At 61.0% G+C, this 13,874-nt stretch carries 8 protein-coding genes and 1 pseudogene; 4 read left to right on the forward strand and 5 right to left on the reverse strand.

Annotated elements, in window-relative coordinates:
• The first annotated feature begins 83 nt into the window (after positions 1 to 83).
• Positions 84 to 1,148, forward strand: coding sequence for an undecaprenyldiphospho-muramoylpentapeptide beta-N-acetylglucosaminyltransferase (gene murG, locus H3L94_RS01440; protein WP_182122368.1), 1,065 nt, complete (start codon positions 84 to 86; stop codon positions 1,146 to 1,148).
• Between the two features lie 161 nt (positions 1,149 to 1,309).
• On the opposite strand, the gene gyrA is transcribed toward murG, so the two are convergent.
• On the reverse strand, positions 1,310 to 4,090 hold the full coding sequence (gene gyrA / locus H3L94_RS01445) for a DNA gyrase subunit A (RefSeq protein WP_182122369.1): 2,781 nt from the start codon (positions 4,088 to 4,090) through the stop codon (positions 1,310 to 1,312).
• 139 nt (positions 4,091 to 4,229) lie between these two features.
• On the reverse strand, positions 4,230 to 5,021 hold the full coding sequence (gene fabI, locus H3L94_RS01450; RefSeq protein ID WP_009118950.1) for an enoyl-ACP reductase FabI: 792 nt from the start codon (positions 5,019 to 5,021) through the stop codon (positions 4,230 to 4,232).
• 488 nt (positions 5,022 to 5,509) lie between these two features.
• On the opposite strand from fabI, the gene tldD reads away from it, so the two are divergent.
• Both tldD and H3L94_RS01460 read left to right on the forward strand, forming a co-directional pair.
• Positions 5,510 to 6,961, forward strand: coding sequence for a metalloprotease TldD (gene tldD, locus H3L94_RS01455; RefSeq protein WP_182122370.1), 1,452 nt, complete (start codon positions 5,510 to 5,512; stop codon positions 6,959 to 6,961).
• A gap of 150 nt (positions 6,962 to 7,111) precedes the next feature.
• Complete coding sequence (locus tag H3L94_RS01460) at positions 7,112 to 8,431, forward strand: ATP-binding protein (RefSeq protein WP_182122371.1); 1,320 nt, start codon at positions 7,112 to 7,114, stop codon at positions 8,429 to 8,431.
• Between the two features lie 339 nt (positions 8,432 to 8,770).
• Here the strand turns inward: H3L94_RS01460 and H3L94_RS01465 are convergent, their stop codons facing one another.
• Entirely contained in the window at positions 8,771 to 10,951 is a 2,181-nt protein-coding gene (locus H3L94_RS01465) for a malate synthase G (protein WP_182122372.1), read from the reverse strand.
• Positions 10,952 to 11,133: 182 nt separating this feature from the next.
• Between H3L94_RS01465 and H3L94_RS12240 the strand changes: the two are divergent.
• Positions 11,134 to 11,336 (forward strand): annotated as a pseudogene (locus H3L94_RS12240) (ATP-dependent exonuclease).
• Between the two features lie 9 nt (positions 11,337 to 11,345).
• Here the strand turns inward: H3L94_RS12240 and glcF are convergent.
• Complete coding sequence (glcF, locus tag H3L94_RS01470) at positions 11,346 to 12,581, reverse strand: glycolate oxidase subunit GlcF (RefSeq protein WP_182122373.1); 1,236 nt, start codon at positions 12,579 to 12,581, stop codon at positions 11,346 to 11,348.
• A gap of 73 nt (positions 12,582 to 12,654) precedes the next feature.
• Entirely contained in the window at positions 12,655 to 13,731 is a 1,077-nt protein-coding gene (glcE, locus tag H3L94_RS01475; RefSeq protein ID WP_182122374.1) for a glycolate oxidase subunit GlcE, read from the reverse strand.
• Positions 13,732 to 13,874: the final 143 nt, after the last annotated feature.

Raw genomic sequence — 13,874 nt, forward strand, 5'->3', positions numbered from 1 at the left:
ACGCGGCTTTCAGGTAGCCTCAAGCCGATAAAAGGCTACCTGAAAACCGTTTTGACAGTTCCCTTTTGCAACGGGAGGACAGCATGAGCGGAAAAACTTTTCTTCTGATGGCCGGCGGCACCGGCGGCCATATTTTCCCCGCCTTGGCCGTGGCCGACGCCCTGAAACGGCGCGGACACCATGTGGTGTGGCTGGGCAGCGAAGGGGCGATGGAAACCCGCATCGTGCCGCAGCACGGCATCGCCTTGGAAACGCTGGCGATCAAAGGCGTGCGCGGCAATGGCCTCAAACGCAAGCTGATGCTGCCCTTTACCTTGTGGCAAACCATTTCGGCGGCCAAGCGGATTTTGAAAAAACACCGCATCGACTGCGTGATCGGCTTCGGCGGTTTCGTCACCTTCCCCGGCGGCATGGCGGCCAAATTCAGCGGCATTCCGATTGTGATCCACGAGCAAAACGCCGTGGCCGGCTTATCGAACAAGCTGCTGGCCAAGCATGCCCGCCGCGTGCTGTATGCCTTCCCCAAAGCCTTCGACCATGCCGACGGCTTGGTGGGCAATCCGGTGCGCGCCGACATTGCCGCCCTGCCGCCGCCGGCCGAACGCTTTGCGGGCCGTTCCGGCAAGTTGAACGTGCTGGTCACCGGCGGCAGCCTGGGGGCCGACATCCTCAACCGCCTGCTGCCCGAAGCGCTGGCGCTGTTGCCCGCCGAGCAGCGGCCGCAGCTCTACCACCAAAGCGGGCGCGGCAAGCTGGGCGATTTGCAGCAGCGCTATCAGGCATTGGGCGTGCAGGCCGCATGCGTGGAGTTTATCGACGACATGACCGCCGCCTACCGTCATGCCGATGTGGTGGTGTGCCGCGCCGGCGCGCTGACGATTGCCGAGCTGACCGCCGCCGGCGTGGGCGCGTTGCTGGTGCCCTATCCACACGCGGTGGACGACCACCAAACCGCCAACGCCCGCTTTATGGCGGCCGCCGAAGCGGCCTTGCTGTTGCCGCAAAGCGAGTTGACGGCCGAGAAGCTGGCTTCTATCTTGGGCGGCCTCAACCGCGACACCTGCCGCCAATGGGCGGAAAACGCCCGCACACTGGCAAATCCCGCCAGCGCCGACAAAGTGGCCGAAGCGGCCTTGGCTTTGGTGTGATGGGTTTTAGGTGATCAATGCTTTTCAGGTAGCCTGAAACGAAGTCGGCCTGATAAACAAACAGACACCATTTCCGCATCAAGGAAGTGGTGTCTGTTTTTCTGCGCCCAGTCTCAGCCGAACATCTGCCGAGGCTACCTGAAAGCGGAGGCCGCTGCCGGTTACGCTTCGGTCTCGGGTAGGTCGTTTTCCGCGGCGCTCGGCACGCTGTTGCCTGCGCCGTTTTCGCAGCCGTTTTCTGCCTCAGGCTCTTCGTCCACCCGTTCGAGGCTGACCAGGGTTTCGCCTTCGTCCAGATTGATCAGTTTCACGCCGGCGGCGGCGCGGCCGGTTTCGCGGATTTGCGCCACTTTGGTGCGGATCAGCACGCCGCCGCTGGTGATCAGCATCAAGTCGTCGCTTTCCGCCACTAGGGTGGCGGCCACCAAATCGCCGTTGCGCTCGCCGGTGTTGATGGCGATGTTGCCTTGGCCGCCCTTGCCTTTGCGGCTGTAATCGCCAATCGGCGTGCGTTTGCCGTAGCCTTTGGCGGTGGCGGTGAGCACTTGCAGTTCGCCCTGTTCGCATTCGGGGGCGAAGGTGATGAGGCTGACGATGCGGCCGTCGGCCGGCAGGCGCATGCCGCGCAGGCCGCCGCTGCCGCGGCCGGAGGGGCGCACGCCTTTGTTGGCGGCGGCTACGCCGTGGTCGGCATCGCTGTCGTGTTCGGCGTCTTCCGCTTCGTTGGGGCTACCTGAAAGCGGGCTGTCGTCGTCAGGGCCGTCGTGCTCGGCCTCGGCGCTTTTCTCCCAGTATTCGTTGAAGCGGATGGCTTTGCCGAGGTTGGAGAACAGCATAATGTCGTCGCTGCCGAAAGTGCGCGCCACGCCCACCAGGCTGTCGCCTTCTTTCATGGCGATGGCTTTGATGCCTTTGCTGCTCACGTTTTTGAAGGCGGAGAGCTGCACTTTTTTCACCATGCCCTGCGCGGTGGCGAAGAAAACGTATTGGTCGGCAGGGAAGTCGCGTACCGCCAAAATGGCAGACACTTTTTCGTTTTCTTCCAGCTGGATGACGTTGTTGATCGGACGGCCGCGCGAGTTGCGACCGCCTTCGGGAAGGCGGTACACCTTGATCCAGTGGCAGCGGCCGAGGTTGGTGAAGCACATCAGGTAGTCGTGGGTGTTGGCCACAAACAGGGTTTCGATGAAGTCTTCGTCTTTGGTGGCGGCGGCCTGTTTGCCGCGGCCGCCGCGGCGCTGGGGTTGGTAGTCGCTGGTGGGCTGGGTTTTGATGTAGCCGCTGTGGGTGAGGGTCACCACCATGTCGCGCGGGGGGATGAGGTCTTCGTCGGCGATGTCGCCGCCGAAGGGGTTGATTTCGCTGCGGCGCTCGTCGCCGAATTGCGCTTTGACGGCAATCAGTTCGTCCTGCATGATTTGGCGGATGCGCTCGGGCTTGGCCAGAATGTCGAGCAGGTCGATGATGGCGGCCATGATGTCCTTGTATTCGCGCACGATTTCGTCTTGGTCGAGACCGGTGAGGTTGCGCAGGCTCATGCGCAGAATGGCGCGGGCTTGCTCGTCGGAGAGCCAGTAGCCGTCGGCGTGCAGGCCGCGGTTTTCAGGTAGCCCTTCGGGGCGGGCCATGCGCAAATCCAAATCGGTGCGCGAGAGCATATCGGCTACCAGTTGCGAGCGCCACGGGCGGGCGAGCAAGGCTTCGCGGGCAGCTTCTACGTCGGCCGAGGCTTTAATCAGCGCAATCATTTCGTCGATGTTCGACAGGGCGACCGCTTTGCCTTCGGCGATGTGGCCTTCTTGGCGCGCTTTTTTCAGGCGGAACAGGGTGCGGCGGGTCACCACTTCGCGGCGGTGGCGCAGGAATTCGCGCAGAATCTGTTTGAGGTTTAACAGGCGCGGCTGGCCGTCCACCAAGGCCACCATATTGATGCCGAAGCTGTCTTGCAGCTGGGTGAGTTTGTAGAGTTGGTTGAGCACCACTTCGGCGTTTTCGTTGCGCTTGAGCTCGATGACGATGCGCATACCGGATTTGTCGGATTCGTCGCGCAGCTCGCTGATGCCTTCCACGGTTTTCTCGCGCACCAGTTCGCCGATTTTTTCCACCAGTTTGGCTTTGTTGACCTGATAGGGGATTTCGTCAACGATGATGGCTTCGCGTTCGCCGTTTTTGCCGATGGGCTCGATGTGGGTTTTGGCGCGCATCACCACGCGGCCGCGGCCGGTACGGTAGCCTTCGCGCACGCCGGCCATGCCGTAGATGGTGGCGCCGGTGGGGAAGTCGGGCGCTTTGATGAGGTTGATCAGCTCTTCGATGTCGGTGTCGCCGTCTTCGAGCAGTTTGAGGCAGGCGTCTACGGTGTCGTTGAGGTTATGTGGCGGGATGTTGGTGGCCATGCCCACGGCGATGCCGGAGGAGCCGTTGACCAGCAGCGAGGGCACGCGGGCGGGGAGAATCAGCGGCTCGTGTTCGCTGCCGTCGTAGTTGGGGCCGAAATCGACGGTTTCCTCTTCAATGTCGGCCAGCATTTCGTGGGCGATGCGGGCCATGCGGATTTCGGTGTAACGCATGGCGGCGGCGCCGTCGCCGTCCACCGAGCCGAAGTTGCCCTGGCCGTCGACAAACATATAGCGCAGGGAAAAGTCCTGCGCCATGCGCACGATGGTATCGTACACCGGGCTGTCGCCGTGCGGGTGGTATTTACCGATCACGTCGCCCACCACGCGGGCGGATTTTTTATAGGCGCTGTTCCAGTTGTTTTTCAATTCGTGCATGGCGTAGAGCACGCGGCGGTGCACGGGTTTGAGGCCGTCTCGCACGTCGGGCAGGGCGCGGCCGACAATCACCGACATGGCGTAGTCCAGATAGGACTTGCGCATTTCGTCTTCAAGACTGACGGGTATGGTCTCTTTGGCAAACTGGTGGTCGTTTGTGCTGCTCATGACGGTGCGGCCCCGGAATTTAAAAACGCGCGATTTTACCACATAAGGCTACCCGAAACATCAGGCTACCTGAAACGGGCCGCGCGGTCATCTGCGCGGCCCGTTTCAGGTAGCCTGATTGGCCGGATGGCGGCGGCGGTCAGCCTTCAGCAGCTTCGTTCAATGCGTTGATGCTGTAACCGCCGTCCACATAGGTGATTTCGCCGGTGATGCCGGAAGCGAGGTCGGAGAGCAGGAAGGCGGCGGTGTTGCCCACTTCTTCAATGGTTACATTGCGGCGCAGCGGATTGTGGGCGGCCACATGGCTGAGCAGTTTGCCGAAATCGGCAATGCCCGCAGCGGCCAGGGTTTTGATGGGGCCGGCGGAAATGCCGTTGCAGCGGATGCCTTCCGGGCCGACGCAGGCGGCGGTAAAGCGCACGCCGGCTTCCAAGCTGGCTTTGGCCATGCCCATCACGTTGTAGTTGGGGATGGCGCGGACGGCGCCGAGGTAAGACAGGGCCAAGATGGCGCTGTTGCGGCCGCGCATCATGGGACGGGCGGCTTTGGCCAAAGCCGGCAGGCTGTAGGCGGAGACATCGTGGGCGATGTTGAAGGCTTCGCGGCTGATGTTGTCGAGAAAGTCGCCGCCTAAGGCTTCTTTCGGAGCGAAGGCAATGGCGTGCACCAAGCCGTCCAGGCCGTCCCAAGAGCGGCCCAAATCGGCAAAAACTTGCTCGATTTCGGCATCGTTTTGCACGTCGCAGCGGAACACCAGTTCGGAACCGAGTTCGGCCGCCATTTTGCGCACGCGCTCCTCGAGCTTGTCCACCACATAGGTGAACGCCAGCTCGGCACCTTGTTCGCGGCAGGCTTTGGCAATGCCGTAGGCAATCGAGCGCTCGGAAATCATGCCGGTAATCAGGATTTTTTTACCTTGCAAAAAGCCCATGTTTTGTCCTTCGTTTGTGTCGTGGTTTGTTGTACTGTGAGGCGGCGGGATGCTGTTTTTGGCCTGGCCGCCGCTGTGTAAAGCGGCGCATTATAACGAATTTTAACGGGGGCGAACAGACGCTTGCTGGGCGCGGGCTCCGGACTGAAAAAGCCGAAGCCCGCTGTTTCAGGCAGCGGGCTTCAACCTTCGGTTTTGAGTATTGGGATGTCAAGAAATCTGGTGTCGCTAGGCGTACTCCTGTGCGGGTGTTGGAGAGAATGGCTTTGAGATAATGAAATCGGCCAACCCTGTGAGTGGGTGGTTGAAGTGGATTATACACAAACGATAATTATTATCAATAAATAAAATGCGAAAATATCTTAATCAGGCTGAATGTGATGATAATTAAAATCTATTACGTAGGGCGGGCCGATTATCTTGGTGTCGGGCTGCTATAATGCCGCACTTTTTACCTCTTTCTTTTCCCAATATTTAAAAGACCTGTTATGAGCTATTCCGTCCAGCACACTGTTGCCGAACAACTGCTTCACGCCAACTGCCTGCACGAACACCACTTGGCGGCGGCTTTGGCCCAAATCGGCAGCCACCGGGTTGATTATGCCGACATCTACTGCCAGCACACGGCTTTCGAGAGCTGGCATTTGGAAGAGGGCATGGTGAAATCCGGCAGCTTCCAAATCGACCAAGGCGTGGGCGTGCGGGCGGTATCCGGCGAAAAAACCGCTTTCGCTTATTCCGATAATCTGACCGCCGAGGCTTTGGCGCAGGCGGCGCGGGCGGTGCGCACCATCGGCGCGGTGGGGCAAAACCGCTCGGCCGACTTGCGTTTTCAGGTAGCCTCGGTGCCGCCGCTGTACGATGCGGCCAATCCGATTGCCGGCTTGGATTCGGCGGCCAAAGTGGCGTTGCTGGAGAAGGTGGAGCAGTTGGCCAAAGCGGCCGACCCGCGCATCGTGCAGGTGATGGCAGGGCTGACCTGCGAATACGAGATGGTCTATCTCGCCCGTTTGGACGGGCGGGTGGCGGCCGACATCCGGCCTTTGGTGCGCCTGAGCGTTACCGTGGTGGCCAAACAGGGCGAGCGGCGCGAGGCGGGCAGTGCCGGCGGCGGCGGCCGTTTCGGCTTGGCGTATTTTGATGACGGGTGTGTGCGCGGTTATGTGCAGGCGGCGGTGGCGCAGGCGCTGACCAATCTCGAATCGCGTCCGGCGCCGGCCGGGGCGATGACGGTGGTGCTGGGCAGCGGCTGGCCGGGCGTGCTGCTGCATGAAGCGGTGGGCCACGGTTTGGAAGGCGATTTCAACCGCAAGGGTACCAGCGCGTTTGCCGGCCGCATCGGCGAGCGGGTGGCGGCCAAGGGCGTGACCGTGGTGGACCAGGGCAATATCGAAGGGCGGCGCGGCTCGTTGAGTTTGGACGACGAAGGCAACGAAACCCGCCGCACGGTGTTGATTGAAGACGGCATTCTCACCGGCTACCTGCAAGACGAAACCAACGCCCGCCTGATGGGCACGGCGGTAACCGGCAACGGCCGCCGCGAAAGCTACGCTTCCGTGCCCATGCCGCGCATGACCAATACCTATATGGAAAACGGCAGCCACGAGCCCGAAGAAATCATCGCCTCCATCGACAAAGGGTTGTATGCGGTGAATTTCGGCGGCGGCCAAGTGGACATCACCAGCGGCAAATTCGTGTTCAGCGCGTCTGAAGCCTGGTGGGTGGAAAACGGCAAGCTGCAATATCCGGTGAAAGGCGCCACCATCATCGGCAACGGCCCCGAAGTGTTGAAGCACGTGAGCATGATCGGCAACGACACCGCCCTAGATCCCGGTGTCGGCGTGTGCGGCAAAGACGGCCAAAGCGTGCCGGTGGGCGTGGGGCAGCCCACGCTACGCATTGACGCCGGCCTCACCGTGGGCGGCAGCGAAGCGGGTTAATGGGTCTCCGTAAGCGTTTGCATCATCATTCAGGCTACCTGAAAGGCTTTCAGGTAGCCTGAATGGTTTTTGTCTCTTTGGCCGGCTAATTGTGTGCTAAATTTCGGCGCGTATGATTGCCGTGTATCAAACCCGATTGCCTCGCCGCCCATGCCCGCTTTCCGTCACTCCCTGCAGCTGCGCCTGAATGCTGCCTTTTCTTTGCTGTTTTTGCTGTTGGCCGTTTTGGCCGGCGGCTTTGCGTTTTACGACACCTATCAGCAAACCAACGACTTCCAAGACGATTTGTTGAGACAAACCGCTGCCTACATCAATCCGAATGCGCCGCCGCCGAAGATGCCCGATGTGGACAACGATGTGCGGATCTATGTCGATTATCCCGGCGAAGCACAGCAAGATGATGAGGATGAACGCGATCTGGACCTGCCCGGGCATTTGGCAGACGGCCTGCACACGGTTTATGAGGGCGGCGACAGCTACCGGGTGTACGTGCGCCACACGCCACAGGGGCGGGTGGCGGTGTGGCAGGAAAACGAATACCGCGAGGAATTGGCCGCCCGCTCGGCGTGGAACAGCGTCTTGCCGCTGTTGCTGCTGATTCCCTTAATCAGCTTGCTGACTATGTGGATCATCCGGCGCACCTTGCGGCCGGTGAGCGAATTGTCGGCACATGTGGAAGTGCGCGGCAGCCAAGATTTGTCGCCCTTGCCCGAAGCCGGCATGCCGGCGGAAATCCGTGGCTTTGTGCAGGCTTTGAACCGTTTGTTGGAGCGGATTGAGGCGGCGGTGCAGCAACAGCAGCGCTTCATTGCCGACGCCGCCCACGAGCTCCGCAGCCCGATGACGGCTTTGTCGCTGCAGGCCGAACGCTTGGCGCAGCAGCCACTGCCCGAGCCGGCTGCCGGCAGGCTGGCGGCGTTACAGCAGGGCATCCGCCGCAACCGCCAGCTGTTGGATCAGCTGCTGTCTCACGCGCGGGCGCAAAACAGCGAGACCGGCGGGCGCCATGCCGCTGTTCATGCGCAGGCTGTGTTCCGCCGCGTGGTGGAGGATTTGCTGCCTTTGGCGGAGGCGAAAGAGCAGGATTTCGGTGTGGCCGACGCGGCCGATCCGGTGTGCTATGCCGATGAAACGGCGCTTTATACCCTGCTGAAAACCTTGGCCGACAATGCGCTGCGCTATACGCCGGCCGGCGGGCAGATTGATTTGTGGGCCGGGGAAACCGCCGACCATATTGTGTTCCATGTCGAAGACAACGGCCCCGGCATTGCGCCGGCGGAGCGGGAACGGGTGTTGGATCCGTTTTACCGCATTTTGGGCAGTGGCGAGGAAGGCACCGGTTTGGGTTTGTCGATTGCCGATGCGGTGGCGCGGCGTTACGGCGGCCGTCTGGTATTGAGCGACAGCCGCCGTTTCGCCAGCGGCCTGCATGTGGCGGTGTATTTGGACAAGCGTTGTTTGCAGGCTTGAGAGTGTGGGCGCGGCCATTGTGCTGACGGATGTTAAATCAAAATTTTTGCTTGTCGGGCACAGCATAAGGGCTGAGACCTTTGCAAAACCTCCATCTGCGGCACATTTCTGCGTTGTGCGTTTATGCCCTATGGGTACTGCTCGCTCACTTGCCTATCTGTATGATATGTCTGTCCCACAGGGATTCCTGACGTTCACGTTCGCTGCGCTGCTACGCCTTGAACTGCATCCACATCTGGGGGTTTTGCAAAGGTCTCAGGCTATTTGAAATTGAAAAAGGCTACCTGAAACCGCCGAAGCGGTTTCAGGTAGCCTTTGGTTTCAGCCGAGAGCGGGCGCTTAAGCCTGTTCTTTGGCCACGCGGCGCCAGTGGTGCAGCAGCGGCTCGGTGTAGCCGTTGGGTTGCTCGGTGCCTTTAAACACCAGGTCGCAGGCGGCGAGGAAGGCCGGGGAGGTATCGAAACGGCCCACCATCGGGGTGTAGAGGGCGTCGCCTTCGTTTTGCTTGTCCACCACGGCAGCCATGCGCTCTAGGGTTTCGCGGACTTGCGCTTCGCTCACCACGCCGTGCGCCAGCCAGTTGGCGATGTGTTGGCTGGAAATGCGCAGGGTGGCGCGGTCTTCCATCAGGCCGACGTTGTGGATGTCGGGCACTTTGGAACAGCCCACGCCTTGCTCTACCCAGCGCACCACATAGCCCAAGATGCCTTGGCAGTTGTTGTCGAGCTCTTGCTGTTTGTCGGCTTCGCTCCAGTTGGGGGCGTCGGCCACAGGAATGGTGAGCAGGTCGTCGAGCAGGTCTTTTTTGCCGGCTTCGATCAGCTGTTTCTGTACGTCGTACACATTGAGCTGGTGGTAGTGCAGGGCGTGCAGGGTGGCGGCGGTGGGGGAGGGTACCCAGGCGGTGGTGGCGCCGGCTTTCAGGTGGCCGATTTTCTGCTCCAGCATGGCGGCCATCAAATCGGGCATGGCCCACATGCCTTTGCCGATTTGCGCTTTGCCTTGCAGACCGCATTCGAGGCCGGTTTGCACGTTGTTCAGCTCGTAGGCGTTGATCCATTTGCTGGCTTTCATGTCGCCTTTGCGCACCATCGGGCCGGCTTGCATGGAGGTGTGCATTTCGTCGCCGGTGCGGTCGAGGAAGCCGGTGTTGATGAACACAATGCGCTCGCGGGCGGCGTGGATACAGGCTTTCAGGTTGGCGGAGGTGCGGCGTTCTTCATCCATCACGCCCATTTTCAGGGTGTTGTGCGGCAGTTGGGCCAATTTTTCGAAAGCGGCGAACAGCTCGTTGGCAAAGGCTACTTCTTCGGGGCCGTGCATTTTGGGCTTCACGATGTAAACGCTGCCGCTGCGGCTGTTTTTGTTTTCTTTGCGCTCCAGATCGAAGGGGGCGATCAGGGCGGTCATCACGCCGTCGAGAATGCCTTCGGGGATTTCGTTGCCGTTTTGGTCGAGCACGGCGGGGGTGGTCATCAGGTGGCCGACGTTGCGGATGAACAGCAGGGAGCGGCCGGGCAGTTTGAACTGGGCGCTGCCGTCGGGTTTGGTGTATTCGCGGTCGGGGTTGAGACGGCGGGTGAAGGTTTTGCCGCCTTTGCTCACTTCTTCGGTGAGCGTGCCTTCCATCAGGCCCAGCCAGTTGCGGTACACCAGGGCTTTGTCTTCACCGTCCACGGCGGCGACGGAGTCTTCGCAGTCCATGATGGTGGAGAGGGCGGCTTCCATGATGATGTCTTGGATGCCGGCGGGGTCTTGCTGGCCGATGGTGCCGTTTTTATCGATGACGATGTCGAAGTGCAGCCCGTTTTGCAGGAACAGCAGGGAAGAGGGGGTTTCGGCGCTACCGTTGTAGCCGACGAACCATTCGGGCTGTTTCAGGCCGGTGTTGCTGCCGTCTTGCAGGGCTACCTGAAGGCTGCCGCCTTCCACGCGGTAGGCCAAGGCGTCTTTGTGGCTGCCGGCGGCCAGCGGGATGCTTTCGTCCAGGAAGTTGCGGGCGAAGGCGATCACGGCGTCGCCGCGTTTGGGGTTGTAGCCTTTGCCGGGCGCTAGTTCGCCGTCTTGGGCGATGGCATCGGTGCCGTATAGGGCATCATAGAGGCTGCCCCAGCGGGCGTTGGCGGCGTTCAGGGCGTAGCGGGCGTTCATGATGGGCACCACCAGTTGCGGGCCCGCTTGCTCGGAGATTTCGCGGTCCACGTTGGCGGTGGACACTTGGAAGTCGGCCGGTACGTCCACCAGATAGCCGAGTTCTTTCAGGTAGCCTTTGTAGGCGGCCATGTCTTTCACGGCGCCGGGGTTGGCTTTGTACCAGTTGTCGAGTTCGAGCTGGATGCGGTCGCGTTTGGCCAGCAGCTCTTGGTTGCGCGGGGTGTATTTTTCCAGTAGCGCGGCGAAGCCGGGCCAGAATTCGGCGCTGCTCACGCGCGGATGGCGCGCCAACACTTCGCCTTCGATGAAGTCGAACAGAGTCTTCTCGATTTGCAGATTGGCCGCGGAAACGTATTGTTGTGCCATGTTGTTCTCCTGACAGGGTGAATGGGATGAAGTTTTGCCTGCCCACTGGCAACGGATTGTGGCCGTTTGGGGGAAAGCCGTGCCGCCCGAGGTGGTGGCGGTGCGGTCAGTTTGCAAGCGGATTGCAGCTTTTGGCGGGCGCACTGCAAGCGCCGTGAGGGCTTTCAGGTAGCCTGAGACCTTTGCAAAACCCCCATCTGCGGCGCATTTCTGCGTTGTGCGTTTATGCCCTATGGGTACTGCTCGCTCGCTTGCCTATCTATGTGATATGTCTGTCCCACAGGGATTCCTGACGTTCACACTCGCTGCGCTGCTACGCCTTGAACTGCATCCACATCTGGGGGTTTTGCAAAGGTCTCAGCCTGGGTGCCGGCAGGCTACCTGAAAAGTGGGTTTATTGCAGCTGCTCGGCCACAAACTCGATCCAATGGCGCACGGGCAGATCGGTGCCGCCGGCCAGATGGGTGAGGCAGCCGATATTGGCCGACAAAATGGCGGCGGGTTTCAGATCGCTTAAGTGGCGCAGTTTGTTGTCGCGCAGCTGTTTGGAAATATCGGGATGGAAGAAGGAGTAGGTGCCGGCCGAGCCGCAGCACAAATGGCTGTCTTGCGGCAGCAGCACTTGGTAGCCGAGGTTGCTCAGCACCTGCTCTACCTGGCCGCGGATTTTCTGGCCGTGCTGCAGGGTGCAAGGCGGATGGTAGGCCAAGATTTCTCCGTTGCTGGGGCGGGCTGCCGCGCTCAGTTGTTCGGTTTGCGGCAGGATGATTTCAACTAGGTCTTTGGTCAGCTCGCTGACTTTTTTTGCTTTTTCGGCGTATTGCGGGTCTTCTTTTAAATGGAAGGCGTAGTCTTTGATCATCACGCCGCAGCCGGAGGTGTTCGACAAAATGGCTTCGGCGCCGGCTTCGATGTGCGGCCACCAGGCGTCGATGTTGCGGCGCATATCGGCCAGGCTTTTTTCGTGTTCGTTCAGATGCAGATTGACCGCGCCGCAACAGCCACCGTTGGTGGGAGTAAGGCATTGGATGCCGAGCTTGTGCAGCACGCGGTAGGTGGCTTCGTCGATGTTCGGCATCATGGTCGGCTGTACGCAGCCGGCGGGAATGATGACTTTGCGGCTGTGCACGGCGTTGGCGGGCACGGCTTCGCTCTGCAGGGGCTGTTGCGGCGGCAGGATTTTGCCGCGCAAGGTGCGCGGCAGCAGGCCGTGTACCCGTTGGGCGAGGCGGTAGCTGTGGTGGAATAAGGGCTTGGTGAGCACGAGATGGCGCAGGGTTTGGCGCCGCACGGTTTCCCACGGCGAGCGGCCGACGGCTTCTTCTACCACTTCGCGGCCGATGTCCAGCAGGCGGGTGTAGTGTACGCCGGAAGGACAGGTGGTTTCGCAGTTGCGGCAGGTGAGGCAGCGGTCGAGGTGATGCTGGATTGCTTTGGTGGCCGGTGCGCCTTCCAGCACTTGTTTGATTTGGTAGATGCGGCCGCGCGGGCTGTCGAGTTCGCTGCCGGTGACTTGGTAGGTGGGGCAGGTGGCGGTGCAGAAGCCGCAGTGGACGCATTTGCGCAAAATGGTGTCGGCCAGTTTGCCGGCTTCGGTGCGCAACAGGGGTTCGGGCAGATTGGTTTGCATGGCGTGGGGTTTGTGTTGGTTTCAGGTAGCCTGTATGGCCGGTGTGTGTTGGTTATGGTTTGGCCGGCAAGGGTTAGATTTCGCGGTACAGGCGGCGCGGATTGAAAATGTGGTGCGGATCGAAGGCGTGTTTGAGGCGCTGCTGGATGGCCAATACGGCGTGCGGCAGGGGGTGGAACACGCTTTCGTCGGCGGCGGCCTGCCCTCTGAACAGGGTGGCGTGCCCGCCGAGGGCGGCTACTTGCACACGGATGTCTTTGGCGGAGGCATCGGTGAGGTACCAGCGCTGGGCGCCGCCCCATTCCACCAGCGGCATACTGCCCAAATCCAAAGACGGGGCGGTGTCCGGCAAGCTGATGCGCCACAGGCGCTGCCCTTCGGGCGGCGTAAACCCGGGCAGGGTGTGTTCGCGCACCGCTAGCCAGAATTCGGCGGCGTCAGAGTCGGTCAGGCGTTCGCCGCCGATGCGGGCCAAGGCGGCATCGACGCCGGCTTGGGCGCCGTTGAGGCGCACGGTCAGGAGGCCGTTGTGCCAGAAAGAGGCGGAGAGCGGCAGCGGTTGGCCCATCCATTCATTCATCTGGCGGCGGGCGGCTGCTTCATCCAGCTCGAAACGAACGCTGGCCTCGGCCACGCTGCGTGGCAGGACTTTAAACGAGATCTCGCCGATGATGCCCAAGGTGCCCATGGAACCGGCCAGTAGGCGGGAAACATCGTAGCCGGCCACGTTTTTCATCACCTGGCCGCCGAAGTTGAGCCATTCGCCCTTGCCGTTCATCAGCTTGGCGCCCAACACGAAATCTTTAACCGCGCCGGCGAAAGCGCGACGGGGGCCGGACAGGCCGGCGGCCACACAGCCGCCAATGGTGGCGTGCTCGCCGAAATGGGGCGGCTCAAACGGCAGCATTTGGTTTTTTTCCGCCAATACGGCTTCCACTTCTTTTAAGGGGGTGCCGCAACGGACGGTCAGCACCAGTTCGGCGGGGTCGTAGGCCACCACGCCGTGATAGGCGCGGGTGTCCAGCAGGCTGTGTTCAGGCACGGTTTCGCCGTAAAAGTCTTTGCTGCCGCTGCCGCGGATGGTGAGGGCGGTTTCTTGTTGGGCGGCAAAGTGGATTTGGCTGCGCCATTGTTCTAATACGGTTTGCATAGGGGTTTGTAGAGGTGTGGGAGTGGAAGCGGTAAATGCCGTCCGTCGGGCAAACGCGTAACATACTACAAACGCTTACAAATGGCTAGGGCGGCGAAACCCGGTTTTGCAGGGCGGTATGGGCGGCCGTTGGCGGCTTTGCC

This window comes from Neisseria shayeganii (assembly GCF_014054965.1).
Classification (GTDB): domain Bacteria; phylum Pseudomonadota; class Gammaproteobacteria; order Burkholderiales; family Neisseriaceae; genus Eikenella; species Eikenella shayeganii.

Coding starts and splice junctions, on each gene's coding strand:
- murG (WP_182122368.1), top strand. CDS start 84: ATGAGCGGAAAAACTTTTCTTCTGATGGCCGGCGGCACCGGCGGCCAT.
- gyrA (WP_182122369.1), bottom strand. CDS start 4,090: ATGAGCAGCACAAACGACCACCAGTTTGCCAAAGAGACCATACCCGTC.
- fabI (WP_009118950.1), bottom strand. CDS start 5,021: ATGGGCTTTTTGCAAGGTAAAAAAATCCTGATTACCGGCATGATTTCC.
- tldD (WP_182122370.1), top strand. CDS start 5,510: ATGAGCTATTCCGTCCAGCACACTGTTGCCGAACAACTGCTTCACGCC.
- H3L94_RS01460 (WP_182122371.1), top strand. CDS start 7,112: ATGCCCGCTTTCCGTCACTCCCTGCAGCTGCGCCTGAATGCTGCCTTT.
- H3L94_RS01465 (WP_182122372.1), bottom strand. CDS start 10,951: ATGGCACAACAATACGTTTCCGCGGCCAATCTGCAAATCGAGAAGACT.
- glcF (WP_182122373.1), bottom strand. CDS start 12,581: ATGCAAACCAATCTGCCCGAACCCCTGTTGCGCACCGAAGCCGGCAAA.
- glcE (WP_182122374.1), bottom strand. CDS start 13,731: ATGCAAACCGTATTAGAACAATGGCGCAGCCAAATCCACTTTGCCGCC.